Below are 25,261 nucleotides of genomic sequence, written 5' to 3'. Positions count from 1 at the left end.
CATTAAATTTTTATTAAAAATTATAATTATTAACTTTTATAATTATCAAACTATTAATAGTTATGTAAAATATATATTCCAATTGTAAAATATAGATTACATACTATATAAATATAACCCAACAAAGAAACCTTAAAAAAAATAAATATAAAATAAAAGATAAACAAAAAGAATAACATGATAAACATAATAATAGGTGAAGGACTAAACAAAAACACCTTAAAAGCAACAAAAGAATTTGAAAAAAACCCAAACATAAATATAAAAACAGTGAAAACCAACCAAGAACTCTTAAAAGCAATAAAAAACCCAAATATAAATGCTGTAATAAGAGGATCACTACCCGCAAAAAATATAATACAAAATATAAAAAAAACACATACTAATACAAAAATAAACCGCTCCACAATAATAAATGGAGAAAAAAATAAATTTTTATTAACTCCTGTAGGAATAGATGAAGGAACAACATTAAAAAACAAAAAAGAACTAATAAAACAAAATATAGAATTCCTAGAAAACTTGGAAAAAACACCAAAAATAGCAATACTTGCAAAAGGACGAAAAGACGATGAAAACAGAAGCCAAATTATAGATCAAAGTTTAAAAGAATCAGAAAAATTAACAAAAGAAATCCAAAAAGAATATCCTCAATATCAAATCACCAATTATTACATACTAATAGAAAAAGCAATACAAGAAAAAAATAATATAATAATATGCCCAGATGGAATAATAGGTAATATAATATTTAGAACACTTGTATTAATGAACAAATGGCCAAGTATGGGTGCAATAACATTAGGAATACCCGAAATATATATAGACACAAGTAGAGATCAAAGCACTGAAACTTATATAAGAAGTATTAAATTAGCATACTACCTATCAAAAAAATCACAAGATATAAAATAAAAAAACAAGATATATAATAAAAACAAATAAATAATTAGATTAAATAAATTAAAAGGAAAACAAAAATATGGTATTTCAATTTATCTACGACATTTATGAATGGTATTTAACCAAACATTTAACACCAGAAAATATGCCTTACCACATAGCTATAATCATGGATGGAAACCGTAGATACTCTAAACTTCAAGACAATATGGACGTTACAAAAGGGCACGAAAGAGGAGTAAACACATTAGAAAAAGTCTTAGATTGGAGCATAGATCTTGGAATAAAAGTTGTAACAGTTTATGCATTTTCAACAGAAAACTTTAACCGACCAAAAGAAGAAGTGGATGGATTAATGAACCTATTTGAGATAAATTTCAAAAAATTAGTTACTCATAAAAAAATCCACAAAAATAAAGTTAGAGTAAAAGCAGTTGGAAGACTAGAATTACTACCATCAAATGTTAGAGAAGCTATTAATGAAGCAGAAGAAGCAACAAAAAATTACCATGACAGCCAACTTAACTTAGCAATAGGTTATGATGGAAGACAAGAAATAGTAGATGCAATCAAAAAAATTGTAGATGAAGTTGAAAATGGAAAAATAAATAAAGAAAATATAACCGAAGATTTAGTAAGTAAAAACTTATATACTGAAGGATTAAGTGATCCTAACCTTATAATACGAACAAGTGGAGAAGAACGATTAAGTGGATTTTTATTATGGCAATCAAGTTATAGTGAATTATATTTCTGTGATAGTTTATGGCCAGAATTACGTAAAACAGATTTTTTAAGAGCATTACGAGATTACCAAGAAAGAGATAGAAGATTTGGAGCATGAAAATATATGATAGATACACATTGCCATATAGACTTCCCAGAATATGATAAAGACAGAGACCAAGTAATAAAAAGAGCAAAAAACACATTAGATGCAGTAGTATTAAGTGGAACAAACTATGAAGCAAATATAGGTGCATTGAAATATGCCAAAGAAGAAAAAGGTTTCATATACCCAAGCTTAGGCTTCCACCCTGTAACTTCACAAAATGCAACAATAGAAGAAAGAAAATCAGTACAAAAACATATAATAGAAAACAAAAAAAACATATCTGCAATAGGCGAAGTAGGAATGGATTATTTTTTTGTAAAAGATAAAGCATTAAGACAAAAACAAAAAGAAATATTTTTAAGTTTCATTGAAATCGCAAACCAAGAACAAATCCCTTTACTGATGCATGTAAGAGATGCTGATAAAAAAGCATTAAACATAATATTAGATTATGAAGATATTCCATATGTAATCTTTCACTGTTACAGTGGAAGTTTAAAAACAGCAAGAAGGATTATGGAACATGAAAACTATTTTATGAGTTTCTCCACTATGGTTTGTTATAGTAAACAACACCAAGATTTAGCTAGCCAAATACCTATAGATCACATGCTTACTGAAACAGATAGTCCTTATTTAGCAATGACAAAAGAAGAGAGAAATGAACCATCCAATGTAAAATTAGCTGTTAAAAAAATTGCAGAACTTCAAAATATAGACATAGAAAATGTTGATAAAGTAACAACAAATAATGCAAAAAAAGTTTTTAAAATAAAGTAAAATTAAAAAAAGTTTTTTACCAAATAAATTAAAACAAGATCCCCATCTAAGATATAAGATTCCTTAAAACTTAATTTAACAGCATCATTCATTTTATCAAAACCTTCACCATCAACTAAAGTTTTAGCAAATTTACCTCCAGCAATCATTGGAGCAACACAAACTCTAATTTCATCAATTAAACCTTCATTAAACATGCTGAAATTTAAGGTAGCTCCTCCTTCAAGCATTAAACTATTAACCCCTATGTTTTTAAGATAATCCATTAATTCCATTAAATTAACTTCACCTTTTTCTCCATTTGTAACTAAAACATCTACTTTATCCGAAAGATTATTAATTTTAAAAGGATCAGCATTATTTCCAACAGCTATAATAGTTTTAGCATCAGCATTTAATATACGAGAATTTAAAGGAGTTCTAGCTTTACTATCAACAATAACTCGTATAGGATTATCTTCCTTTTTAGCAGGTACTTTATGGACAGTTAAACGTGGATCATCAACTAGAACTGTTCCAATCCCCACCATTATAGCATCCATATCACTACGTAACTTATGCACCCTTTCTAAATCTTTTTCTCCAGAAATTTCAGAACTACCTGTTTTTGTAGCAATTTTACCATCAAGAGTCATTGCAGCACTTAATATAACATAAGGTTTCATATAATATCTCCTTAAAAATAAGATTTACATTAAAATTTTTATATACTTTTAAAATAAGTTTATAATTACTACTTAATTAAAATTTACCTACTCTTAAAAAATGAAACTTTTTTTTACAATAATTATTATAGTTAATAAATGTGAATAATTTAAAAAAGGATGGATAATTATGGAAGATAGATATGAAAAAGGAATGAATGTTTTAAGAGAAATTAATAAAGAAAATATAGAAAATTTATTTGAAGATTTAGAAGATATTGCCCCAGATCTTGGAAGATTTGTAGTAGAATTTCCATATTCAGAAATATACACCCGTAAAGAAGTTGATTTAAAAACTAGAGAATTATGCACTGTAGCTGCGATAACTGCATTAGGCCATGCACAAAAAGAATTATATGATCATGTCCATGCTGCTTTAAAAGTAGGTAATAGTCCCAAAGAGATTGTTGAAATTATAATGCAAATGAGTGCTTATGCAGGATTTCCTGCAGCAATAAATGGTATGATGACTGCAAAAAAAGTATTTAAAGAATTAGATTTATTACCAATTAAAAAAGAAGAATAAATCAAAACAAAAGTGGAGAGGATATAATCATCACCCCCCCCTCTTATTTTTTATAAAAATATATTTAAACTGCTCTTTTTATCTGAAACCCAATAAAAGTCCGCCTTGATATATTACAAATGAAATAATATATGCAACTACTAATGTTACACACATACTAAATAATGGCCATTTCCAACTATGAGTTTCATTTTTCATTGTTGCAAATGTTGCTAAACATGGAGTGTATAATAGTACAAATACTAAAAATGAAAATGCAGATAATGGAGTGAAAACAGATTGTAAAGCAGATATTACACCAATAGTACCTGATGCTCCAAATAAAGAAGTAAAAGTACTAACAATAACTTCTTTAGAAAATACTCCAAATATTAAAGCAATAGATGGTTGCCATTGACCAAAACCTAAAGGTCCAAAAATTGGAGCAATAAATGTACCTATTTGTCCAGTTAAACTAGCTTTAGCACCATAACTAACACCTACAGGCAAACTACTGAAAATCCAAATAACAATAGATAATACAAAAATAACAGTTCCTGCATTTTTAAGGAATACGACAATTCTTTCCCAAGTATGTATAAGAACTCCTTTAAGTGAAGGTAACTTATAAGATGGAAGTTCCATTACAAATGGAGTAGATAAACCTTTAAATAAAGTTCTCTTAAATATTAACGCTACAATAATGGCTACAATAATTCCTATTACATACAATGCAAATATAATTAAACCTTGATAAGCTGCAAAAAATGCAGCTGTTAATAATGCATAAACAGGCAATCTAGCACTACAACTCATAAAAGGAATAATAAGCATTGTAGTTAAACGATCTTTATCATTATCCAATGTACGTGTTGCCATTACACCAGGAACACAACATCCAAAACCTAAAACCATAGGGATAAATGATTTACCATGCAAACCTACAAGTTTATGCATAACACGATCCATTACAAAAGCTGCACGTGACAAATATCCTGAATCTTCCAATAAAGATAAAACTAAAAATAATATAAATAGTAATGGTAAAAATACAAGTACTCCACCAACCCCTCCAATTATTCCATCAACTAAAAAACTAGATAAAAATGTATGACCTAATACAACATATATTTCTGCCCCTAAAATGTTAAATCCATATTGAATTAAATTTTGTAATGGTGATGAAAGGGTGAAAGTTAATTCAAATGCTGCAAACATTATTCCTAGAAATATAGGAATACCAAGTATCTTATTTGTCACTACTTTATCTATCTTATCAGATGTTGTAGGTTTTTCTACAGCAGGTTTATCAACTGCTTCTTTTACTAACCCATCAATAAAACCATAACGAGCATTAGCTAAAACTTCTTCAGAATTTTCATTAAAAACATCTTGCAAATGCTTTTTAACTTTTTTAGATGCTCTAAGAATTTCTGCTGCATTTTTTGAATTTTGCACTCTTCCCGTAATAGCTTCATCATTTTCTAATAATTTTATAGCAACCCACTTTGGCGGAATATCTGCTAATTTTGGAACTTTTTCAACTTCATTCACGATATCTTGGATATGATCTTTTAATTCATAACCATAAACTAATTTATCACTTGAATTTATCGGATTTTTACAGGTTTCAATTACTTTATCTAATAAATTTTCTATACCTACTTCATCTGTTGCTTCTATTTCAACAACTGGAACACCAAGTAATTCAGATAATTTTTTTGAATCAATTTCATATTCTTTTTTTCGGGCAAATTTATTCATGTTTAAAGCTATTACAAGATTTGCTTCAAGTTCCATTAACTGTAATGTTAAATACATATTTCTCTCAAAATTAGATGCATCTATTACATTAATAATTAAATCACTTGATTCATCTACAATATAGTCAATAGATACTTTTTCTTCTAATGTTTTAGCACTTAAATTATAGTTTCCAGGAAGATCCACAATTTCTAATTCTATTTTTTCTCCATTATGGATTATAATATCCGTTCCTTCACTTTTTTCCACTGTTTTTCCAGGCCAATTACCAACATGTTGATGCATACCAGTTAAGTAATTAAATACTGTGCTTTTACCAACATTAGGGTTTCCTGCAAGACCAATTCGTAGGGTTTTCATTTTAATATTTTTCCTTAGTTTATTTTATGTCTATGATAAGTGGTGAATAATTATAAAAGAAATATTTTTTATTAAAAAAAAACTTTTATTTAAAAAAATTGTCTTTAACTATTTCAAAAAAATTAGTATTTAAAATTTTAAAAAAAGTTATTTCTCTTCAGATAAGTCAACTACTATATCTTCAGCTTCTTCTTTTCTGAGGGCTATATCATATCCTTTAACTTTCACTTTTAAAGGATCACCTAAAGGTGCAATTTCTTCTAATTTTATTTCTGCCCCTTTTACAAACCCCATACTCATTAAATGACGTTTTAATTCTTTATGAGATTCATCAACATGCCCATGACTTCCATGATTACGGAATGATATTATTTTGCCATGTTGTCCCTCTTTTAATTCATTTAATTTTTTACAATTTGGAGGATATTGAATTTTATTTTGACCATGACAATGTTCTTCATTTACATGCTCCTGTTGATGTCTTTTATGATTTTTAAAATGTCTATGAGACACTTATTTCACCCTTATTTTTTTAATAAAAAAACAAAGTTTAGGTAATCCTAAACTTAATTATATATTATTCTATTAAAACTGATATATATAATTTTACATCAAAACCTTAAAACATGTTTAAACTTTAAAAAAAAGGATTAATAAACAATAAAAAAAATTTAAATTAACATTTTTTATGATCTAAATTTTCAGCAATACACATTTTACATACAGCATTTGGTGAATCTTCTTGAGCATCTTTTACAGGACAAAGATACTTCCCATCTTCTTCAATAACATATAAATTTCCAGGAAAAGGAGAACCTACAGGATGAATAGGTTCTCCAAGGATAAAAGTAGTATAAAAACTGATTAAAGCATAGATAAGTGGAAATTTATCATTTTCATCCCGTGAACCAGAATCCTCGCCATATTGAAATTTAAATAAACCTATAGCTTCATTAAACATAAATTTATCAATTAAACCAACATACTCATTTTTATCAGACTCAATATCATTTACTCTAAAAATAAAAGATTTAATATAAAGAGATTCAAATTTTTCTGCATATTCTTTTTGAATATAAACATTCTCTTCTTTCATTTTAGAACAAGCAAGCATCTGATCATACATACCAATAGTTTTAGCATAGTCTTTTAAAATGTCTAAAACATTATTTTTACTTACTTTAGACTGCTTACTTAATTTAATTAAATCTTTAAACATATCCATAAAATAATCTCCTTACTTAATAATAATTAATATCAAAGTAAATAAATATGTTTTTATTTAAATATAAAAAATTAAAAATCAATTACAAAATTAGTTTAAAAGAACAAAGGAATATATATTTACAAACATAAAATATTATTAAAAAAAATTAGATTAAAATAATTAAAGGAGAAATAAATTTTGAATAGTAGCCAAGCAATATATGAAGGAATAAAAGAGGCTGGAATCAATTTTATTGTAAGTGTACCATGTGTCAATTTACAAAACTTATTCAACTTAATAAAAAAAGATGAAGAAATTACATACATACCTGTACCCAGAGAAGAAGAAGGAATAGGAATACTCACAGGAGCTTACTTAGCTGGAAAAAAACCATGTATCTTAATGCAAAATAGTGGACTTGGAAATAGTGTAAATGCACTAGCATCATTATGCCAATTATACAAAATCCCCTTATTAATGATAATGAGTCATAGAGGAACAAAAGGAGAACCAGTAATAGGTCAAGTTCCCATGGGAAAAGCAACACCAAAAATTTTAGAATCATTAAACATTCCATATTATAAACCAAAAACACCTGAAAATGCAAAAGAAACTGTAAAAAAATCATGGATTAAAGCAGAAAAAGAAAAAACACAAGTTGCAATCCTTTTTGAAATTAGTTACTGGAAAGGAGATAATTAAAAATGATTAGATACAATGCAATCCAGGAAATAATGAATCATATAACTAATGAATTAATAATTTGTAACATAGGATTCCCATGTAAAGAATTATACCAAATAAAAGATAGAGAAGAAAACTTTTACATGTTAGGTTCTATGGGATTATGTTCCAGTATAGGATTAGGAATAGCATTATCCAATCCAAATAAGAAAGTTATTAGTATAGATGGAGATGGATCCATTTTAATGAATTTAGCCACACTTGTTACAATAAAAAACCAAAATCCAAAAAATTATATTTTAATAATTCTAGACAATGGGGCTTACGGTTCAACAGGAAACCAAGAAACATATGCAAAAAATACAGATCTTTTAAAAATAATAAAAAGTATCGGATACAAATATGCTTATGAATATGAAAAAATAGATTTCAAAAAATTATTAGAAAAAGATTACACAGAACCGGTAATAATTAGATATAAAATAGAACCTGGAAATTCAAAATCTCCAGTAATTCCATTATCTCCTGAGGAAATAAAAAATAGATTTATGGAAAAAATTTAATTATACTTTCCCCACTGTATCACCACGTAAACCTCTTCGAATAGATTCAACAGATGTAATATCAGTAGTTGAAATATTCCCTAGATTTACATTTTGACCAATATTTAAAACCAAATTAACTTGTTGATTTTTATTAGGAGCTTCCCAAAGAATGTTATTAACATCAATTTTATCAATAATCGCATTAACAACATCTAACTTAACTTCTCCAGTATCATCATAAATACCAATACTTTTACCGCTTTCACGACCTTCCATAATAACTAAATCTGAACCAGCATTTATTTCTTCTTTAATTGCATCAATACGTTCATCTAAAGATATGCTTTTATCTTTAGTAATATTCTTTTTACCTACTTCACTTAAAACAAAAAATCCATTATTTTTAGCTTCTTTAATAAAACTTAATTTATCATCTTCACCCATATCAATTGAACCATTACTAATTTCAATTGCATCAAAACCAATACTTTTAGATTCCTCAAAAACTTCATCAATTTTATTATTTAAACAAGCTAATTCAAATAAAGTCCCCCCTGTAAAAGTTTTTATGTTAAAAGATTGATACATTTTAACTTTATCCTTTATTAAATCTTTATCATGAAGAATAGATGTTCCCCAACCAAATTTTAACAAATCAACATATTCTCCAGAAATTTCCATAAGACTTTCTGCATTTTTTAACCCTAAACCTTTATCTAAAACCATAGTTAGACCAGAATCTCTTGGTTTACTAATTCTATCAGGTAATAAAAATTCAAATGATTTCATTTTCTCACACAACCTTTAATATTTATAACTTAAATTCATTTTTCAAGATTTTATCTTTTAATTCTAAAGCTAAATCTTTAGCTCGTTTTCTATCAGATTCACGACAAACAATAGGAATTTCAACATTATTCGAATTAATTTCTGTTTTAATACTTCCTAAATTGATTTTAAATGCTCGATTTTTACAAACATTATGACATACTCCACAACCAAAACAATACTCTAAATTTATTTTTTTATTTTTAAAAGCATTAGTTGGACAGTATTTTTTTACATCACATTCATCACAATTTAAACATTCATCTTTATTAAAAATAGGTCTTTCATCATTACCTTCAACCCAAGCTTTACTATAATCAATTTGAGCTAAAGGTAAATGTCGCCCTTTAATATGAGATATTGATAATGGAATATCTTTGTCTAACAAGAAAGTATTGTTAAATATTTTTTCATCAAGAATTGGTATTGGAATTGCTACTGAATCAAATACTTCAGGACCTTCTGAAGTTTTAAATCCTCCTAAATATTTTTCACCCATATCTTTCATATTAGCTGCTAACATGAGATTAGGTTTATCTTTAGAACTTCTAGTCCCATTACCTAATATTAATCCTTCTGCCCCATTTAATAATATTTTACATCCACTTTTGATAACATTTTGCTGCGGATCATTTTGTAATGGGTTAATATCTCCACAACCACTAAATGTGTATTCTTTTAAATTTCCTTTCATAGCAGGTTGGGCAAAAATACTTGTTATACCATCTTCGTTATCAGGATTAGTGAAAGAATTATAATTTTTAAATGCATTACGTGTTCCAATCATTTCAGCAGTTGGCATATCATCAAGTGTTACTTTTTTAGTAAAAAATTCTCCATTTTCAGATTCAACTTCAACATTAATTTCCTTACCCATAACTAAATCTTTAAATAAAAATCCGCCACCATATTCGGGATTAGTTTTACTATGTTCAGTACCATAAATTATTAAATCAACTGAACCTAACCATTCATTTGGACAAGGACCCACATGACCTTCAACACCATTAAGTAATATTTTTTTAGCTTTTTTAAATGAACCCCCATCAGCAATAGGAATATGTAAAATAGCAGCAGTTCCACTCATAATTCCACAGGTTCCAGTTGTTACAACATCAACATCATCAAATGAAATCTCATCAGAATTTTTAATTTTACTTTTTAGCTCATCGGCTGTTAAAATTTTTGCTTCACCATTAACAATTTTCTCATTAATTTCTTCTTTAGTCCTATTTTTCATCCCAAAAACCTTCATTATATCTAAATTTTATTCTAAAGATCTGATTTTATTATCAAAATCTTTAAATTTATCAGCTAAACCTCTGAAATAAGGAATATAAACTCTTGCAAATTGTAATCTTTCAGGATCCATATTATTAGCAATTATATCATTTTGAATAGTATGCATCTTTCTTTCAACTTCAGAATACATTAAATCTCCTGGATATTCCCCAATAAATATTCCATCTGCCCCATTTTTCAAGGCATAAATAATATGTTTAGACATTACTCTATTTACACTATGAACCTTAATTATGCGAATACTTTCAGGATATTCAACTCTATTAACTCCAATATTATCTGCTGCAGTATAACCAATATTATCTAAAAATACAAGAATACATTTTTCATTTGAAGGTTTATTCTTAAGCATACCATAAATTGTTGCGAAAATCTTCTCATCAACATCCCCATTAACTCTTATGGATTTTCTTTTACATACTGTTAAACATTTTCCACAACCAGAACAACACATAGGATCAATGTATAATTCATCATCTACAATACTCATAGCTTTATATTTACACATGTTTATACAATCACCACAAAGATTACAAGCTTCATTATCGATTTCAGCAATAAATGGTTCAACTTCAATTCCATCATGCATTATTTCAGATACTTTGCTTGCTGCAGCATTAGCTTGCATAATACTTTCAGTGATATCTTTTGGATCTTGAGCAGTTCCACAAACATATACTCCTTTTACATCTGTTGTTACAGGTTTGATTTTAGGATGTGACTCTTTTATGAACATATCTTCAGTTAAACCAACATTTAATAATTTAGCCATATCTTTTGTTCCTTGAGACGGTTCAATTGCCGTGGACAATACTACTAAATCGGCTTCTACTTCTTTAACCTTTTTCTGTAAAGTATCTTCAACACGTATAATTAAATTATCACCACTTTTAACTACTTCACCAGGACGTCCTCTTATTAAACGTATCCCAGATTGTTGAGAATGTTTATAATACTTTTCATACATTCCAGGTGTTCGTATATCTGTATAACAAATCACTATATCTGTATCAGGATATTTATGTTTTATAATATTTGCATTTTTTAAAGCAACCATACAACAAACTTTACTACAATATTTATGTGCTCCTGGTTTATCATCTCTTGAACCTACACATTGTATCATTACAACACGTTTAGGGATCTCATTATTACTTGGTTTTAGAAGTTTACCCCTAGTAGGCCCATTAACCCCCATTATTCGACCTAATTCACTTTGAGTGATAACATCTTCATTACGAGAATAACTATATTCTGGTCTTTTATTTGGATCAAATAATTCATGACCTGTAGCTATAACCACTGATCCTACAGTAATAGGTAAATTTTCCACTTCACCATCTAAATAAATAGCATCCATTTTACACTTTTTAACACAGGCTCCACACTTTTTACAATTATCCATATCAATAGTATATGTGTCAGGATATGCTTGAGAATATGGTTTATAAATAGCTTTACGTGAAGATAAGCATTCATTAAATTCATCAGGTACTTGAACAGGACAAACTTCAGCACATTCTCCACAGCTTATACACTTATTATTATCAACATAACGAGGATTATTTTCTAGAACTATATTAAAAGTACCTGCACGTCTATTAATACTTTTTACATGAGTATTAGTTAAAATATTAACATTATCATTCTCAACTACACTTTTTATTACAGGATTCAATAGACATAAACCACATTCTTCAGCAATTTTAACTGGAGAAAATACTTTACCAATTCCAGCCATATGCCCCCCTATACTAGGTTTATCTTCAATTAAATAAACTTCATAACCTTGACGAGCTAAACTTGTAGCAGCAGATATTCCACTAATTCCAGCACCAATTACTGCAACACTATCTGGTGTTTGGCAAAGAATAGGATCTACAGGATGAGATTGTTTTACTTTCTCAATACTTGCATTAACCAAACTAACAGCTTTATCAGTAAGTTTAGTTTTAGAAGAATGAACCCAACTACATTGTTCACGTAAATTGACCATATCCATTAAATAAGGATTTAATGGTTTAATATAATCTTGAAAAGTTTTTTCATGAGAAATTGGAGAACATGCCACAATAACTACACGATCCAAATGTTTAGTAATAATATTATCACGTATAATCTTCCTACCATTTAAACTACAAAGATTAGTGTAAACTTCAATAACATTAGCATCAATCTCATCTATTAAACGATTAATATCAACTTTATCAGAAATATTACCCCCACATTTACAAATAAAAACTCCTATCCGTAAATCAGAATTACTACTATGATTTAATGATTCCACAACCATTATTCTACCTCCCGAGGAATTTCTTCAAAATTTTTAAGAACCTGATTTAAATTTACACTATGAGTTTGTATACCTGCAACAGTATAAGGATCAGCACCCATAGATAAAGCTATAAGTTGACTAATATTCATATGATAAATACCAATTTTTTCCCCAATTTGTTTTTCTATAACGGGTTGATAACGATCATATTGAATTTGACAATTTGGACACATATGTAGTAAAATGTCCACACCCTCATCTTTTAAGGATAATAATTTTTCTTTAGTTACTTCTAAAGAATAATCCCTATTTACAAATCTTTGGCGAAACCCATTCCCACAAGTTAATCTTTTATGATCATACCATTTTAGAGTATCAATCCCACAGGTTTTAGCTAGTTCATCTAGTAACATTGGATTTCTAACTCCATCAATTGTATCTTCATATTGAACTTTGCAATAATGACACGCATGGTGAGTTGCAACTTTTAATCCTTTTAATTGATATTTTAACAGCTTATTAATTTTTTCTCGATTATTATAAAATATTTCAACAACATGAAAAATATTATCCCTAGAATCCATATCGCCTTCAGAGTAAGTTTTATCATTTAAACCAGATTTAATAAATATTTCATTTACATGATTTCTTACTTCTTTATTATTATTTAATAAATCTGCAGATTTTTTATTAATAGCATAACATGTAGAACACATCATAGCTAAATTTCCATGATTTAAAGACTTTGCTAAATTAAAATTACGTGCTGCAACTACAGTAGTATCTAATTCATCAAAAACATCACTATAGTGCCCTAATCCAGTGCAACAAGTTTGTTCAGGAGATATTATATAGTCAATGCCTAACTTATCAAATATGTATTTAGTTGATGATTCAATACCTGGATATTCTACATTTACCATACATGATTTAAAAAGTAAAAATTTTCCATTAGGAATAGATTTCATTTAATCATCACCCTTTTTGATTTTTTTTAGGCGTTTATCAAATCCTGAATTCATAAGTAATAAATTTATTTCTTTTACTGTCTTTTTTGGAGGATTTAATTTTCCTAAACCTAATTTTTCGCGTATTGGAATTAAATTTTTTTTAAAATCCACCCATTCAGGACCAAAATCTTTAGCTAAATCTTTTACGAAATTTTTAGGAATACCACCCATAGCCTGATTTATAAAGACTTCACCATAATTGTAGAAGGGTTTTAATTTTTTATTAGTTTTCCCTTCATCAAAGGCTATTTGTTTTAATACTTGATTAACTTCACATGCACTATTACCTACTGGACAAATACTGTGGCAGGTATAGCAATAAAAACAATTCCATAAGTTTTCATCTTCTAATACTGTTTCATCACCTTCTAAAACTCGTTCGATCATGTTTCTAGGGTTATACTCACTATGTCTAGCTGCTGGACAAACACTAGTACACATACCACATTGAACACATCTTAATAATCCAATATCTTTTGAGGATTTGGGATTATGAATTATTTTTTCGGCAAGTTCTAAAGGGTTTTCATTTATTTTTTCTTTACTCATACCTTTACATCCAATTTTTTTAAAAAATGTTTAAATTTATTTAATCTTAATTAATATTTTATTATAAAAATATAATATATAAGGTTTTTCATTATTATATAAAAATACCCCTAATTTAGTTCAATTTATAAAATAAAAATTATACATAATTTAATAAAATGATAAAATAATTAATCAACATTAAATTTTTATTAGTTCATAAAACAAAAAATTTAAATAAAAAAAGTAAATAAAAAAATATAAAAATTTAAATAAAGACATAAAAACAATCCAAATAGGAAAATTAACATTAAAAAACTATAAAACAAAAAAAGAATTAAAATTAAATAAAAAAAGATAAAATAAAAAAGATAAGAATAGAACTAATAAGCTTACATCTAAAAAATCAATTTTCAAGAAATAAAAGAAATCAGTCAATTTCCTCAAAATTATTAATTTCCAAAGAAGGATTAAGCTTAACAATTTCAGGTAAATTCCCAATAGTACCAACAGTATCATTAACAATGATTAAAGCAGATTTAAAATAGTTATTTAAATTATCAGCAAATTCTAAACCATTATTAACAGAGGTTTCATCATCTACCCCCAAAACATGATTACCAATACTAGTTGCTAAAGCATCAGCAAATAAAGTATCATCAGCAATAACAGTTACAACATCAGACTTACCCAAACTTGTAGAAAAACCAACAGTGGCAGACGAAGAGCAAATTCCTAATTTTTCACCAGCTAAAAACTTAAAACCTAATTTACCTGATAACGAAGATTTACCTGCATAAATTCCACAAATAAAATCTTTATCTGTAACAAAACTAATATCCCCACCATTATCAACAATTGAATATTTACTACCACAACTTATTAAGTAATCTCTAGAAAATTCAGCAATAGTTCCAGCCAAACAAGCAGTAGGTCCAACACCAGCAACTGAACTTGCATCACACATCCTTTTAATAATATTCGGAGCACTATCATCTACAATAACTGGCTCGAAACTACCGCTAAAAATAGGATGACGCTTCATATAATCTTTAATAGTACTTCGGATATTAAAAATATAATCATTTAAATTATGAAATGAAATATCTGTTACTAAGTTAATTTTAGTTTCTTCAACACTTAGTTTAGATTTAAAAGTATTAGAATTCATAAAAAAAAGTAAAAAAATAGTTTATCTTAATCTTCTATTTAAAATTTTATGAGGATTATCAATCAAAGCTTTCATAGCTTGAGAATCAGACAAACCAGCACCAAGAGCAATACGATAAGCCTGTTTAAAGCTAATTAAATCATCAGGATCATGACAATCTGTATCGATTACAAGATCTGCACCAATTTCAGTTGCAATTTTAGCTACATGACCATTAGCTAAACAATGTCCTTTACGAGCTGTAATTTCTAAAGCTATATCATTTTCTTTAGCAAGAATAACTTCTTCTTTATTAATTAAACCTGGATGTGCTAATATATCTATATCTGATTGAACAGCAGCATGATTTGTCCCTTCTATTACAGGTTCTGCCAAAGTTTCACCATGAACAACAACAATTTTTGCACCTAATTCTCTACAACGTATAGACAATTCACCAATTGATTCAGCAGGAACATGAGTTATTTCCGCACCTAAAACCACATTTATATCCCATTTACTATTAACATCATCAATTGCACCCATTAGCTCAGGTAAATTTTCTACATTAGAATAGTCAACATGATCAGTAATCGCTATTGTTTCATGCCCTAAAACATCTGCTCTTCTAGCTAATTCACTAGGTAATAATTCACCATCACTAAATAAACTGTGCATATGCAAATCAATTCTTTTATATGCCAAATCAATAATCTCCTTCAAAATTAATAGTTATAATTAAATATTATCTTTGTTATATTTTTATATATTATATTAAATATTTAAGGGTTCATATTTTAAAAAAATCTTTAGTGATAAAAATGAAAAAAGTTAATGTATTTGTACCTTCACATATAACAGGATTTTTTAGTATACAAGAAGCAACAACACCTTTACAAACCGGATCTAAAGGTGCAGGAATATTATTAAATCGAGGAGTAACAACTTCTATTCAGAAAAATCCAAATAATGAGGAAACTAATATAAGTATTAATGCTGATTCTAATCCAGAAAAAGAAGCAATAATCCGTAAAACAATAGAATTAATGAAAAGTGAATTCAACTTTAAAGATAATTTCACAATTAATCAAAACATTAATGTTCCTGTCGGTTGTGGATTTGGAACAAGTGGAGCTTCTGCATTGAGTACTAGTTTAGCACTTACTAAATTACTCAAACTTCCAATATCCCCAATTAAAGCAGGACAATATGCACATCTTGTTGAAGTAAGTCTTGGAACTGGTCTTGGTGATGTATTAGCTGAAATGGAAAAAGGTTTAGTATTCAGAATAAAACCTGGAGCCCCCGGTTACGGAGAGTGTGAAGTTATAAATACAGATAACGAATTATACATTATAACAAAATCTTTAGGCAGTATAAAAACAAAAAACATTATAACAAACAGTAAACAAAAAGAAAAAATTACTAAAATAGGTTCCAATATGGAGGAAAAATTCTTAAAACTTCCAAGCATTAGAACATTCTTAAAATATTCTTATCAATTTTCTGAAGAAACAGAATTACTGAATCCTAAAGTAAAAAAGATAATAGAAGATTTAAATACTAAAACATTTGGTGCAAGTATGGCAATGTTAGGAAATACCGCTTTTGCAATAACTGACGATATATCTGAAATAGATCCAGAAGAATATACCATATCTAAGTTATATAATGATGGAATAAAATATTTAGAAAAAGGAAAAGTTGTTAATGATCAAAATTACTTATAAAATGAAGTCATACCGAGAAAACCTAAAAGATATTATACAACCAGATGATACTATTATTGAATTAGGATGTCACGTGGGAAAATCAAGCCAATTTATGTTAAATAGAATCCCTAATGGGAATTTAATTGCATTAGATAATAGTCCAGAAGCTAAATCTAAAATGGATAAGTTATCATTTGAATATAAAAATTTAAGTTTTTTAAATAGTGATGTTCGTTTACATGAAAGTTTAAAAAAAGTTAAAGAAAAAATAGATAAATGTGATATTTTAAGTGTTGATCTTGGAGGAGGTTATCACCCAGATACAACATTTAAAGTTTATTATATTTGGTCTTCCACATTTAAACCTAGAGATAGTATTATACGAAATAGAGGTTTAATTGATTTTATAAATACTGCTACCAGTAATGAGGATATGCATTCTGAAAACGGCTTCCTTGATAGTTGTGGAGATATGGGAATTCCCCCACAAATTAAAGAGTTTAAATTGTGGAGTGAAAAAATTTAACTTAATAAAAATTATTCATTTAATTTAAATACTTTTAAATCTTCATAAATTGGACCTTTAGAAGTTAATGTACTCTTTTTTAAATGTAAATTTTTCACTTTCATTTCACCAATTAAAACTTCATTATTTTCTTTTAACACTTTTTGAACTTGTTTTTTATTTTTAGGATTTTTCATGCGCCCAATAGTTAAATGACTAATATAATTTTTCTCTTTTTTAAATCCTAATTTATTAAATTCAGTATCTAATTTTTGTTCTAATAATTCTAAATCAGAACTTTCATTTATACCTACCCAGATAACTTTTATATGATTTGAATTTGGAAATGTACCTAATCCTTCTAATCTTATGTTGAATTGTTTGAAATTTTTAATTACTTTATTTGTTGCAATCTCTATTTTTTTCAAAATGTCTTCTGATACATCCCCAAAAAATTTAAGTGTTAAATGTATATTTTCTGTTGATACATACTTTATATTAGTATCTGTTTTTTTAAATTCTTTAATTAAATTATTAATTAATGGTTTTAAATTTGGCTCTATTTCTATTGCTAAAAAACTTCTAACTCCACTCATAAATATCACTTCTAAAAAAAAGATAAAATATAAAATGTTTTTTATATCTATTTTTCAATTATAGTTTCATTTATTGCCATTCCAAAATGTCTCGCATTTTCATCAATAAAAACTTTTACTTTATCCCCCTGGTTTAAATTTGATACACTTACAGCCTCCCCATTATTTGATACTATCCGAATTGTTTCAGCATTTTGTAAAAGGGATTTAATTTTTATATCTTCATATTCTGCTTCTATTAATAGTAAAGGTCTTTTTTCAATTTTACATCTTCCAACAATAGTGGGTCTAGTGGTGCCATCTTTGTTTACAATTAAAACTTCATCTCCAGCTTCTAATTCTGCTAGATATCTTGTTTTGTTTCCAGGGACCATAACATAAGCTTGTACAGGGCCAGCATTAACACGGAATGGTCTTGATGCTACATATTCACTTTCTAATGATTCACTATGAACTAAAAACATTGCTTTACTATAGGAACCTATAAGCATTCCTTCACCTGGAACCATCATGGAAGTTGTATCAATACAAACTCTATCTCCTGTTCCTAAAGGTTTTACATTTGTTATGGTTGCTTCTTTCAAATTATATTTTTCATGTGATAAGTTTTCGATTAAATCAGCAATTTTTTTTATTTGTGCAAAATCTTTAGGTTCAAATATTACCCCATCAGTTCCAATTTCTAAAGTTTCTAAAGCTAGTTTTGCTTCATTTTCATCAGTAACTGCTGCAATAATTTTAACATTTTCAGATTGTAAATCTGCTAGAATATTTTCTAATGGTATGACTGTCCAATCTTTTCCAACTAATATTAAGTAATCTACAGTTTTACCTAATTTTCTAGCTAAATGTTCATGCTCTTTATCAATTATTTCTATATAAGCTGCAACAGACTGTCCTAAGTTTTTATGTTCTTTTGCATCTTGTAAATCTTTGGATTTTTCTAAATTTTTGGATAAAGGTAGAGTGTTGTCTCCTTCACCATTTATTCCAATTAAATATATTTCCGCTTCTGGATTGTTAGAGATTATGTTTGTATTTGCTAATTTTTTGATGTTTTTGATTTCGTCTTCTTTAGCCATTATGTGATTTATTCCAGATTCCAATGAGGTTGTGATTAAATCTTTTTTATCATCCCAATTTTTATTAGGTGACATTATCCATGCGAATTTTTCCATAAAAATTACCTTTATTTAATTATTTATTTTAATAATTCTAATGCGTCATCCACATCCATTTTGTTATGGACTACTTCTGAAATTGCTTTTGTTATTTTTCCAGGGTTTTCTGCTTGGAAAATATTTCTTCCAAATGCTACTCCGGCTCCCCCTACTTCAACTGATTCTTTAGCCATTTGTAATAATTCTCTATCTGTATCAACTTTTGGACCTCCTGCTATTACAACTGGTACTAATGCTCCTTCTACCACTTCTTCAAAACTTGCTGGATCACCGGTGTAATTTGTTTTTACAATGTCCACACCTAATTCACTTCCCACACGTGCTGCATGTTTTACCATGTTTACATCTGTTTCAGATTTGATTTTTTGTCCTCTTGGGTACATCATTGCTAATAATGGTATTCCCCATTGGCTGCAAGTTTCTGATATTTCCCCTAATTCTTTTAACATTTCAGGTTCTTTTTCAGACCCTATATTTACATGTATACTTACTGCATCTGCACCGAGTTGTATTGCTTTTTCTACACTAGTTACTGTTACTTTATTGTTAGGATCTGGACTTAAGCTTGTACTAGCAGATAAATGTATTATTAATCCTAAATCATTTCCATACCCTCTATGTCCTTGTTCTACAATCCCTTTATGCATAAGAACTGCATTTGCTCCTCCACGAGATATTTGTTCTATGGTTTTATCCATATCAACTATTCCTTTTATTGGCCCAGATGATACCCCATGGTCCATTGGAGCTATTACGGTTTTTTTTGTTTTTCTGTCTATTATTCTTTCTAATCGAATTTTTTTACCTATCATGATTAAAACTCCTTAATTGCTGTAAATTTTTAATAAAGTTTACTTATATATAAAATTAATTAATCTTTAAAAGTATATAAATTTAATGTACAAATAAAAACTATAATGTATTTTTTTGTACAATTATTATTGGTTGTTAAAAAAAAGAAAAAGAGTAGCAAAGCTACTCATATAAATTAACAGACTCAGCATTAAAAATTTTAATATCCATATCTTTAGAAAAAGCCTTAATATTAGTATCGAAAGCTTTAAAATGTTTTGAAGTAAGATGTTTATTCAAACCATCCATATCTTCCCATTTTTCAATAAAAAGATAGGTTCCATCTTCAACATCCTTATCGAAATTATATTCAATATTCGCAGCTTCTTTACGGGTTTCTTCAACCAAAGTTAGTGCTTCTTCAATAATTTCCTTATCTTTTCCGTTTACAGGGATTAATTTTGCAAATACGAGTAACATATACTTAACTCCTAAAATATTAAAATACTTTAATTCAATGTATATTAATTAACATTTATAAACTTTTAGTAAAATAGAATAACATCCAAAATTTTTTTAAATAGCACAAATAAAGATAATATAATACAAAAAAGATTCTAAAATAAAAGGGAAAAATACATGAATTATAAAACAATCTTAAATGAAATACAACCTACTACTAAGGAAAAAGAACAAATACATACATTAAGTAACAACTTAATAAAATACTTAAATAGAATATTAAAAGAACAAAATATTAATGCAGAGGCATTACTTGTAGGATCAGTTGCAAAAAATACATTTTTAAGAGGGAAATCTGATATAGATATTTTTATAAATTTCCCCCTCTCAACACCAATGGATCAATTAAAAGAATTAGGGCTTAAATTAGGATATCAATGTAGTGAAGAATTTAATGGAAAAGCAGAAGAACATTACGCATCCCATCCATACCTCACAAGTTGTATTGATGGTTATGATATCGATTTTGTTCCTTGTTATAAAATTAAATCCGCAAAACAATTAAAATCCGCAGTAGATAGAACATTACTCCATACTAAATATATAACTTCTCATTTAAAAGAAGAACAAAAAAGTGAAGTTTTACTTTTAAAAAAATTCATGAGCGAAATAAAAACTTATGGATCTGAATTTAAGGTCGGGGGATTTGCAGGGTATCTTTGTGAGTTACTCATTCTCAAATATGGAACCTTTGAAAAATTATTAGAAAATGCACAAAATTGGAATTATGGGATAATTATAGACCTCGAAGATTATGGGACTGGAAAAAATTTTAATGATCCCCTAATAACAATAGATCCAACTGATGAAAATAGGAATGTTGGAGCAGCATTAAGATTAGAAAAAATGGTAGATTTTATAATCGCTTCACGAAATTTTTTAGATGAAACTAATAATGACAAAAAATCAGATTACTTCAAACCATTAAATAAAAAACAAAAAATAAGCACTTCTGAAATATTAAAAAAATTCAAAGATCGTGAAACACATACACTTTTGTTAAAATTTGAAATACCAGAAATCCCTCCAGATAGTTTACATCCCCAATTAAATAAAACTATGGAATCTATTACTGAAAAATTAGAAACAAAAGATTTCAGTATTTTTAAAAGTGATTATTGGACTGATGAAAATAAATTAGCAATTTTTATTTTTGAGTTAAATGTTTACAAGCAAAGTAAATATATTATACATGAAGGACCTAAAATTTGGAGTAAAAAATCCTGTGATAACTTTAAAAATTATCGTGGGGATAAACTGTATAGTATTGATGATTTATTAGTATTAACTAAAGAAAGAAAGTTTAAAACACCAGAATCTTATATTAATTATATTTTAACTAATGAAAATATTCATAATATTAAAATTGGTAAAAATTTAAAAGATTTAATCATTGCCACTTATGATTTAGATTTAATTGAAAATTTCTTATCTAATAAAAATTTTGAAAATTATTCTTTTAAAAAAGATTTTTTAAACTTTTTAGATGATTTTATTTATCCTAAACAGTATGTAAAAAGATAAAAAAAGTAAATTGATAAATAAGGGACTTGACTTTTTACCCTTATATGATTTTATTATTACATCACCACCAATATTTTTTACTTTTTTTAAATTTTAAATGTAATGCCAAATTTTTTGGATTACCTTGGTGAATTTAATATCTTTTTTTACATATTTTCCTTTAATCATAATCTTCATCCTCCTTAAAATCTCTACTGGTTTTATTAGTGAAATTAGTTGAATTTCGATTTTTTTCATCAATTATTTTAGGCAAATGCGAATGATTATTAATATGATTATTTAATTCAATTTGTTTACCTAAAATTTCTGATTCATTGAATTTGTCAGGATTTTTCATTTCTTTATGTATCATTAAATGATTATTTATGATTGTTAATTCGTTTACTCTGAAATGTGTATCGTTTAATGAATCGATTATTGTGTTTGAAAAGTTTGATTTTTGGAAACTTTGATTGTGTGCAAATATACTTTCTGAATTATTATTTGGTGATTTATTTAATATTAATGGACTTATATTATTTGGTGTTTTATTAATTAAACTTGAATTCAGATGTTCTCGTGTATCATTTACATGATTTGTGGTGTTGTTTATTAAATTATTTTTTGTATTCGGTTCTATTGGTATATGGTGGGGATGAATATTAGTAATTTGTGTAGTGGTATTATTATGTATACTAATTTCATTTTCAGGTGTTGCACATGTTACTTGCATTGCAATTGATAGAGTTATTAAAATTATTAATATTTCTATTAGTAAAATTTTTCTGTCATATGTTATGCCTCCTAAACTAATATCCTTTTTAGTTTATTTTTTTTGGCGATATAATTGAAAAATTTTAGATTATATTTTTTCTAAAAATTTTCAATTCTAAATTTTAGAAGTTAAAAAAATTTTGTTTAATTTTTAACTCCAAGAAATAGATAGGTGCTTTCAAGTATATAAAGGTATAGTTATTTTTAATAAAATATTAATAAAAAAATTGAACAAAATATAATTATAAATAATCTTTTAGAATGAAACTAAACCAAACACCAAGATAAATATCTTAAAATTCAGACATAATAAAATATTTTAACACAGCAGTTAAAATAAAAAGTTAAATAAAACAAAATTAAAGAATAAACAAACCTACAACATTAAATAATAGTATTTAACACTAAAACAAGCACATAAACTATAAAAATAAATTAAAAAAGTTAAGAAAAAAATAATTTCCAAAATAAAAGATTAAAAAATAATAGAAATTAAATCAAATCAAATAATTAGTTATTAAATAAAAAAAATAGAAAAATGAAAGTCAAAATTAAAAACTAAATAATAAAACAGATTCATAATTAAAAATAACAAATATAATGGAAAAAATAAAAAAAACATTACCAAAAATTAAATTAAGAATCTTTACGTTCATATACAAATTTAGGAACAGCTTCTTTAAGTGGATCAAAATTTTCACGATTTTTAACTTCAACACATTTCATACTAACTTTACTATGAAGACTACTTGGTAAACGTAAAATACGTTTTAAATCAATAGAAACCTTTGCATCAATAGTAGAAAGATTCACTTTAGCCAAACCCCTTTCCATATCTTTATACCGCCTAGGACCTATATTAGCCTTAAAAGAACCCCAATCATCATTATTCAAATAGCCTCTATATTTAATCACATCTTTAAGCAATTTAGGATTAATACCATCAATCTCTTCATTACCTTTAAGATGTAAAATATCATATTTCACTCTTTGAGTAAAAACATTAGGATATGCAATTGGGATCATAAAATGAGGAATATCATAAGTATTATTAATACTATTAGGATTTGAAAATTTACTTTTTGGAACTTCAGCACCTGCTACATACTTCAAAACTTCACTTCGCAAACCTGTACCTGCAACAACCATATCTGGATCTAATATCCGAATATGATAACCTCTACCCGAGTAAATTAAATGAATATTTTTTATTCCTAAATCAGATTTAAGAGTATCGATTAAATTATTAACAATTTCTAATGCTTCACTTAAACAAATTTCACAAACACCATCACAATTACAGGAACGTATAGGTAAATCTTTTGCATCAACATCAAAAACATACTCTGCTTTTTCCCAACCTTCTCTACGACGAGGTTCTTGATAATAAGCTACACTAACATAAGCAGCAAAAGGAGCTTTAGCACGTAAAAATCGTCTCAAAGATTTAGGGCCTTTAAAAGTTTTATAACGATCATTTGGACCAGTCCCATTATGATCAAAACCAAATTCCTTTTTTATAATTTCATCTAAAATAAAATTAGGAACATTATTTGGAGACCATTCTTCCCTGTAATATCTTCTTCGCTCTTGTAATGATGACGGACCAAACATGACAATCTTTAAAAAAATAGTTTTTATAAATAAATGTAATTATATTTATACTATTATTTATATCTATATTAAAATTATATAAATAACTTTTTGAAGATATAAAATATTCTTAAAATACATATAAAATTCATACTAAAATAATAAGGATAAATATATAAATTAAAAAGATTCATAGTTATTAAATAAGAAATATAAAAAGAAGTGATTAAAATGATTAGTGAAGAAGAACTAAAAAGCATTTTCAATGATATTAGTCCAAGAGCACTTGTAAAACCTGCCTTAGAAAACTGGATTCCTAATCAAAAAACTGGAATGACAATAATAGAATTAGATTCCGGAATAATAAAAGGAATAGGATTAGAACAAGGCGAAATACCAGATAATTTAAATTATGTTGAAATTTTCACCATAGAAGCGGAAGATGAACTATTTCTTCCAGAAAAATTTTTTAATGAAGAAGAATATAAAAAATTCTTGAAATATGTAGATAGAAAAAAGGACAAATATTCTCCAGATTTATTAAGTGAATTCTGTGAAAAAGAAGATATTGATGAAGAAGAACGTAAAATTAATATTTTAGCTGATTGCATCGAAGATTATAAATTCATGAATTACAATGATTGGGAAAACAGTATAATTCAAAATTATAATAATGAATGTGATAATTACTAAAAAAGCATAA

Annotated in this window: 27 protein-coding genes; 10 read left to right on the top strand and 17 right to left on the bottom strand. The window is 27.1% G+C overall.

Annotation, left to right across the window (positions count from 1 at the left end):
* Positions 1–177 precede the first annotated feature (177 nt).
* From mtxX to BP997_RS01895, 3 genes are all read left to right on the top strand, one after another.
* Positions 178–915, top strand: coding sequence for a methanogenesis marker protein Mmp4/MtxX (gene mtxX, locus BP997_RS01905; RefSeq protein WP_409198817.1), 738 nt, complete (start codon positions 178–180; stop codon positions 913–915).
* 67 nt (positions 916–982) lie between these two features.
* Positions 983–1,747, top strand: coding sequence for a polyprenyl diphosphate synthase (uppS, locus tag BP997_RS01900; RefSeq protein WP_409198816.1), 765 nt, complete (start codon positions 983–985; stop codon positions 1,745–1,747).
* Between the two features lie 6 nt (positions 1,748–1,753).
* The gene (locus BP997_RS01895; protein ID WP_409198815.1) at positions 1,754–2,518 is read left to right on the top strand and encodes a TatD family hydrolase; all 765 of its coding nucleotides are present in this window, start codon (positions 1,754–1,756) and stop codon (positions 2,516–2,518) included.
* A gap of 2 nt (positions 2,519–2,520) precedes the next feature.
* Here the strand turns inward: BP997_RS01895 and BP997_RS01890 are convergent, their stop codons facing one another.
* Positions 2,521–3,183 carry a 2,5-diamino-6-(ribosylamino)-4(3H)-pyrimidinone 5'-phosphate reductase gene (locus BP997_RS01890; RefSeq protein ID WP_409198814.1) on the bottom strand — a complete coding sequence of 221 codons (663 nt, stop codon included), beginning with the start codon at positions 3,181–3,183 and terminating at the stop codon, positions 2,521–2,523.
* A gap of 169 nt (positions 3,184–3,352) precedes the next feature.
* Between BP997_RS01890 and BP997_RS01885 the strand changes: the two genes are divergently transcribed.
* Entirely contained in the window at positions 3,353–3,748 is a 396-nt protein-coding gene (locus tag BP997_RS01885) for a carboxymuconolactone decarboxylase family protein (protein WP_409198813.1), read from the top strand.
* 78 nt (positions 3,749–3,826) lie between these two features.
* On the opposite strand, the gene feoB is transcribed toward BP997_RS01885, so the two are convergent.
* The 3 genes from feoB to BP997_RS01870 form a co-directional block, all read right to left on the bottom strand.
* A complete protein-coding gene (feoB, locus tag BP997_RS01880) occupies positions 3,827–5,851 on the bottom strand; it encodes a ferrous iron transport protein B (protein ID WP_413825786.1) in 2,025 nt (674 codons plus the stop codon).
* A 147-nt stretch (positions 5,852–5,998) separates the two neighbouring features.
* Positions 5,999–6,364, bottom strand: coding sequence for a FeoA family protein (locus tag BP997_RS01875; RefSeq protein WP_413825788.1), 366 nt, complete (start codon positions 6,362–6,364; stop codon positions 5,999–6,001).
* Positions 6,365–6,527: 163 nt separating this feature from the next.
* Entirely contained in the window at positions 6,528–7,076 is a 549-nt protein-coding gene (locus BP997_RS01870; protein WP_413825790.1) for a DUF2115 family protein, read from the bottom strand.
* A 180-nt stretch (positions 7,077–7,256) separates the two neighbouring features.
* Between BP997_RS01870 and comD the strand changes: the two genes are divergently transcribed.
* Together comD and comE are read left to right on the top strand one after the other, a co-directional pair.
* A complete protein-coding gene (gene comD, locus BP997_RS01865; protein WP_413825792.1) occupies positions 7,257–7,760 on the top strand; it encodes a sulfopyruvate decarboxylase subunit alpha in 504 nt (167 codons plus the stop codon).
* Positions 7,761–7,762: 2 nt separating this feature from the next.
* Positions 7,763–8,305, top strand: a complete 543-nt coding sequence (comE, locus tag BP997_RS01860; RefSeq protein WP_413825795.1) for a sulfopyruvate decarboxylase subunit beta — start codon at positions 7,763–7,765, stop codon at positions 8,303–8,305.
* On the opposite strand, the gene comA is transcribed toward comE, so the two are convergent.
* The 7 genes from comA to BP997_RS01825 form a co-directional block, all read right to left on the bottom strand.
* Positions 8,306–9,076: a phosphosulfolactate synthase gene (gene comA / locus BP997_RS01855; RefSeq protein WP_413825798.1), complete on the bottom strand. Its 771-nt coding sequence runs from the start codon at positions 9,074–9,076 to the stop codon at positions 8,306–8,308.
* A gap of 22 nt (positions 9,077–9,098) precedes the next feature.
* A complete protein-coding gene (locus BP997_RS01850; protein ID WP_409198806.1) occupies positions 9,099–10,355 on the bottom strand; it encodes a methanogenesis marker 16 metalloprotein in 1,257 nt (418 codons plus the stop codon).
* Positions 10,356–10,382: 27 nt separating this feature from the next.
* Complete coding sequence (hdrA, locus tag BP997_RS01845; protein ID WP_409198805.1) at positions 10,383–12,710, bottom strand: ferredoxin:CoB-CoM heterodisulfide reductase subunit HdrA; 2,328 nt, start codon at positions 12,708–12,710, stop codon at positions 10,383–10,385.
* Positions 12,710–13,660, bottom strand: a complete 951-nt coding sequence (gene hdrB / locus BP997_RS01840) for a ferredoxin:CoB-CoM heterodisulfide reductase subunit HdrB (protein ID WP_409198804.1) — start codon at positions 13,658–13,660, stop codon at positions 12,710–12,712. The genes hdrA and hdrB overlap by 1 nt, the downstream gene beginning before the upstream one ends.
* Positions 13,661–14,251 (bottom strand): ferredoxin:CoB-CoM heterodisulfide reductase subunit HdrC, encoded by a 591-nt coding sequence (hdrC, locus tag BP997_RS01835; RefSeq protein ID WP_409198803.1) that lies wholly within the window; start codon positions 14,249–14,251, stop codon positions 13,661–13,663. It abuts the gene before it with no gap.
* A gap of 409 nt (positions 14,252–14,660) precedes the next feature.
* Entirely contained in the window at positions 14,661–15,401 is a 741-nt protein-coding gene (locus BP997_RS01830; RefSeq protein WP_409198802.1) for a UPF0280 family protein, read from the bottom strand.
* Positions 15,402–15,422: 21 nt separating this feature from the next.
* Positions 15,423–16,085, bottom strand: coding sequence for a histidinol phosphate phosphatase domain-containing protein (locus BP997_RS01825; protein WP_409198801.1), 663 nt, complete (start codon positions 16,083–16,085; stop codon positions 15,423–15,425).
* Between the two features lie 116 nt (positions 16,086–16,201).
* Here BP997_RS01825 and BP997_RS01820 point away from each other — a divergent pair, with 116 nt between their 5' ends.
* A complete protein-coding gene (locus BP997_RS01820; protein WP_409198800.1) occupies positions 16,202–17,110 on the top strand; it encodes a pantoate kinase in 909 nt (302 codons plus the stop codon).
* Positions 17,091–17,618 (top strand): SAM-dependent methyltransferase, encoded by a 528-nt coding sequence (locus BP997_RS01815; RefSeq protein WP_409199075.1) that lies wholly within the window; start codon positions 17,091–17,093, stop codon positions 17,616–17,618. Before BP997_RS01820 ends, BP997_RS01815 begins: the two co-directional genes overlap by 20 nt.
* Positions 17,619–17,629: 11 nt before the next feature.
* On the opposite strand, the gene thpR is transcribed toward BP997_RS01815, so the two are convergent.
* From thpR to BP997_RS01795, 4 genes are all read right to left on the bottom strand, one after another.
* The gene (gene thpR / locus BP997_RS01810) at positions 17,630–18,193 is read right to left on the bottom strand and encodes an RNA 2',3'-cyclic phosphodiesterase (protein WP_413825801.1); all 564 of its coding nucleotides are present in this window, start codon (positions 18,191–18,193) and stop codon (positions 17,630–17,632) included.
* A 47-nt stretch (positions 18,194–18,240) separates the two neighbouring features.
* Positions 18,241–19,371 (bottom strand): 3-dehydroquinate synthase II, encoded by a 1,131-nt coding sequence (locus BP997_RS01805; RefSeq protein WP_413825804.1) that lies wholly within the window; start codon positions 19,369–19,371, stop codon positions 18,241–18,243.
* A gap of 23 nt (positions 19,372–19,394) precedes the next feature.
* Positions 19,395–20,189 (bottom strand): 2-amino-3,7-dideoxy-D-threo-hept-6-ulosonate synthase, encoded by a 795-nt coding sequence (locus BP997_RS01800; protein ID WP_409199074.1) that lies wholly within the window; start codon positions 20,187–20,189, stop codon positions 19,395–19,397.
* Between the two features lie 160 nt (positions 20,190–20,349).
* Complete coding sequence (locus BP997_RS01795; protein ID WP_409198797.1) at positions 20,350–20,646, bottom strand: putative quinol monooxygenase; 297 nt, start codon at positions 20,644–20,646, stop codon at positions 20,350–20,352.
* Positions 20,647–20,805: 159 nt separating this feature from the next.
* Here BP997_RS01795 and cca point away from each other — a divergent pair, with 159 nt between their 5' ends.
* Entirely contained in the window at positions 20,806–22,212 is a 1,407-nt protein-coding gene (gene cca, locus BP997_RS01790) for a CCA tRNA nucleotidyltransferase (protein WP_409198796.1), read from the top strand.
* 160 nt (positions 22,213–22,372) lie between these two features.
* Here the strand turns inward: cca and BP997_RS01785 are convergent, their stop codons facing one another.
* Together BP997_RS01785 and priS are read right to left on the bottom strand one after the other, a co-directional pair.
* Entirely contained in the window at positions 22,373–22,924 is a 552-nt protein-coding gene (locus BP997_RS01785; RefSeq protein WP_413825806.1) for a hypothetical protein, read from the bottom strand.
* A gap of 677 nt (positions 22,925–23,601) precedes the next feature.
* A complete protein-coding gene (gene priS, locus BP997_RS01780; protein ID WP_409198794.1) occupies positions 23,602–24,579 on the bottom strand; it encodes a DNA primase catalytic subunit PriS in 978 nt (325 codons plus the stop codon).
* A 210-nt stretch (positions 24,580–24,789) separates the two neighbouring features.
* Between priS and BP997_RS01775 the strand changes: the two genes are divergently transcribed.
* On the top strand, positions 24,790–25,251 hold the full coding sequence (locus BP997_RS01775; RefSeq protein ID WP_409198793.1) for a hypothetical protein: 462 nt from the start codon (positions 24,790–24,792) through the stop codon (positions 25,249–25,251).
* The last annotated feature ends 10 nt before the right edge of the window (positions 25,252–25,261 follow it).

This window comes from Methanobrevibacter sp. UBA412, assembly GCA_002495685.1.
GTDB classification, from domain to species: domain Archaea; phylum Methanobacteriota; class Methanobacteria; order Methanobacteriales; family Methanobacteriaceae; genus Methanobrevibacter_A; species Methanobrevibacter_A acididurans.
The sequence above is the reverse complement of the archived record's forward strand: the minus strand, read 5'-3'. Positions and strand labels throughout refer to the sequence as shown.

What these genes read in the sequence shown, in the direction of transcription:
- mtxX (WP_409198817.1), top strand. Translation starts at nt 178, where the DNA reads ATGATAAACATAATAATAGGTGAAGGACTAAACAAAAACACCTTAAAA.
- uppS (WP_409198816.1), top strand. Translation starts at nt 983, where the DNA reads ATGGTATTTCAATTTATCTACGACATTTATGAATGGTATTTAACCAAA.
- BP997_RS01895 (WP_409198815.1), top strand. Translation starts at nt 1,754, where the DNA reads ATGATAGATACACATTGCCATATAGACTTCCCAGAATATGATAAAGAC.
- BP997_RS01890 (WP_409198814.1), bottom strand. Translation starts at nt 3,183, where the DNA reads ATGAAACCTTATGTTATATTAAGTGCTGCAATGACTCTTGATGGTAAA.
- BP997_RS01885 (WP_409198813.1), top strand. Translation starts at nt 3,353, where the DNA reads ATGGAAGATAGATATGAAAAAGGAATGAATGTTTTAAGAGAAATTAAT.
- feoB (WP_413825786.1), bottom strand. Translation starts at nt 5,851, where the DNA reads ATGAAAACCCTACGAATTGGTCTTGCAGGAAACCCTAATGTTGGTAAA.
- BP997_RS01870 (WP_413825790.1), bottom strand. Translation starts at nt 7,076, where the DNA reads ATGGATATGTTTAAAGATTTAATTAAATTAAGTAAGCAGTCTAAAGTA.
- comE (WP_413825795.1), top strand. Translation starts at nt 7,763, where the DNA reads ATGATTAGATACAATGCAATCCAGGAAATAATGAATCATATAACTAAT.
- comA (WP_413825798.1), bottom strand. Translation starts at nt 9,076, where the DNA reads ATGAAATCATTTGAATTTTTATTACCTGATAGAATTAGTAAACCAAGA.
- BP997_RS01850 (WP_409198806.1), bottom strand. Translation starts at nt 10,355, where the DNA reads ATGAAAAATAGGACTAAAGAAGAAATTAATGAGAAAATTGTTAATGGT.
- hdrA (WP_409198805.1), bottom strand. Translation starts at nt 12,710, where the DNA reads ATGGTTGTGGAATCATTAAATCATAGTAGTAATTCTGATTTACGGATA.
- hdrB (WP_409198804.1), bottom strand. Translation starts at nt 13,660, where the DNA reads ATGAAATCTATTCCTAATGGAAAATTTTTACTTTTTAAATCATGTATG.
- hdrC (WP_409198803.1), bottom strand. Translation starts at nt 14,251, where the DNA reads ATGAGTAAAGAAAAAATAAATGAAAACCCTTTAGAACTTGCCGAAAAA.
- BP997_RS01830 (WP_409198802.1), bottom strand. Translation starts at nt 15,401, where the DNA reads ATGAATTCTAATACTTTTAAATCTAAACTAAGTGTTGAAGAAACTAAA.
- BP997_RS01820 (WP_409198800.1), top strand. Translation starts at nt 16,202, where the DNA reads ATGAAAAAAGTTAATGTATTTGTACCTTCACATATAACAGGATTTTTT.
- BP997_RS01815 (WP_409199075.1), top strand. Translation starts at nt 17,091, where the DNA reads ATGATCAAAATTACTTATAAAATGAAGTCATACCGAGAAAACCTAAAA.
- thpR (WP_413825801.1), bottom strand. Translation starts at nt 18,193, where the DNA reads ATGAGTGGAGTTAGAAGTTTTTTAGCAATAGAAATAGAGCCAAATTTA.
- BP997_RS01805 (WP_413825804.1), bottom strand. Translation starts at nt 19,371, where the DNA reads ATGGAAAAATTCGCATGGATAATGTCACCTAATAAAAATTGGGATGAT.
- BP997_RS01795 (WP_409198797.1), bottom strand. Translation starts at nt 20,646, where the DNA reads ATGTTACTCGTATTTGCAAAATTAATCCCTGTAAACGGAAAAGATAAG.
- cca (WP_409198796.1), top strand. Translation starts at nt 20,806, where the DNA reads ATGAATTATAAAACAATCTTAAATGAAATACAACCTACTACTAAGGAA.
- BP997_RS01785 (WP_413825806.1), bottom strand. Translation starts at nt 22,924, where the DNA reads ATGCAAGTAACATGTGCAACACCTGAAAATGAAATTAGTATACATAAT.
- priS (WP_409198794.1), bottom strand. Translation starts at nt 24,579, where the DNA reads ATGTTTGGTCCGTCATCATTACAAGAGCGAAGAAGATATTACAGGGAA.
- BP997_RS01775 (WP_409198793.1), top strand. Translation starts at nt 24,790, where the DNA reads ATGATTAGTGAAGAAGAACTAAAAAGCATTTTCAATGATATTAGTCCA.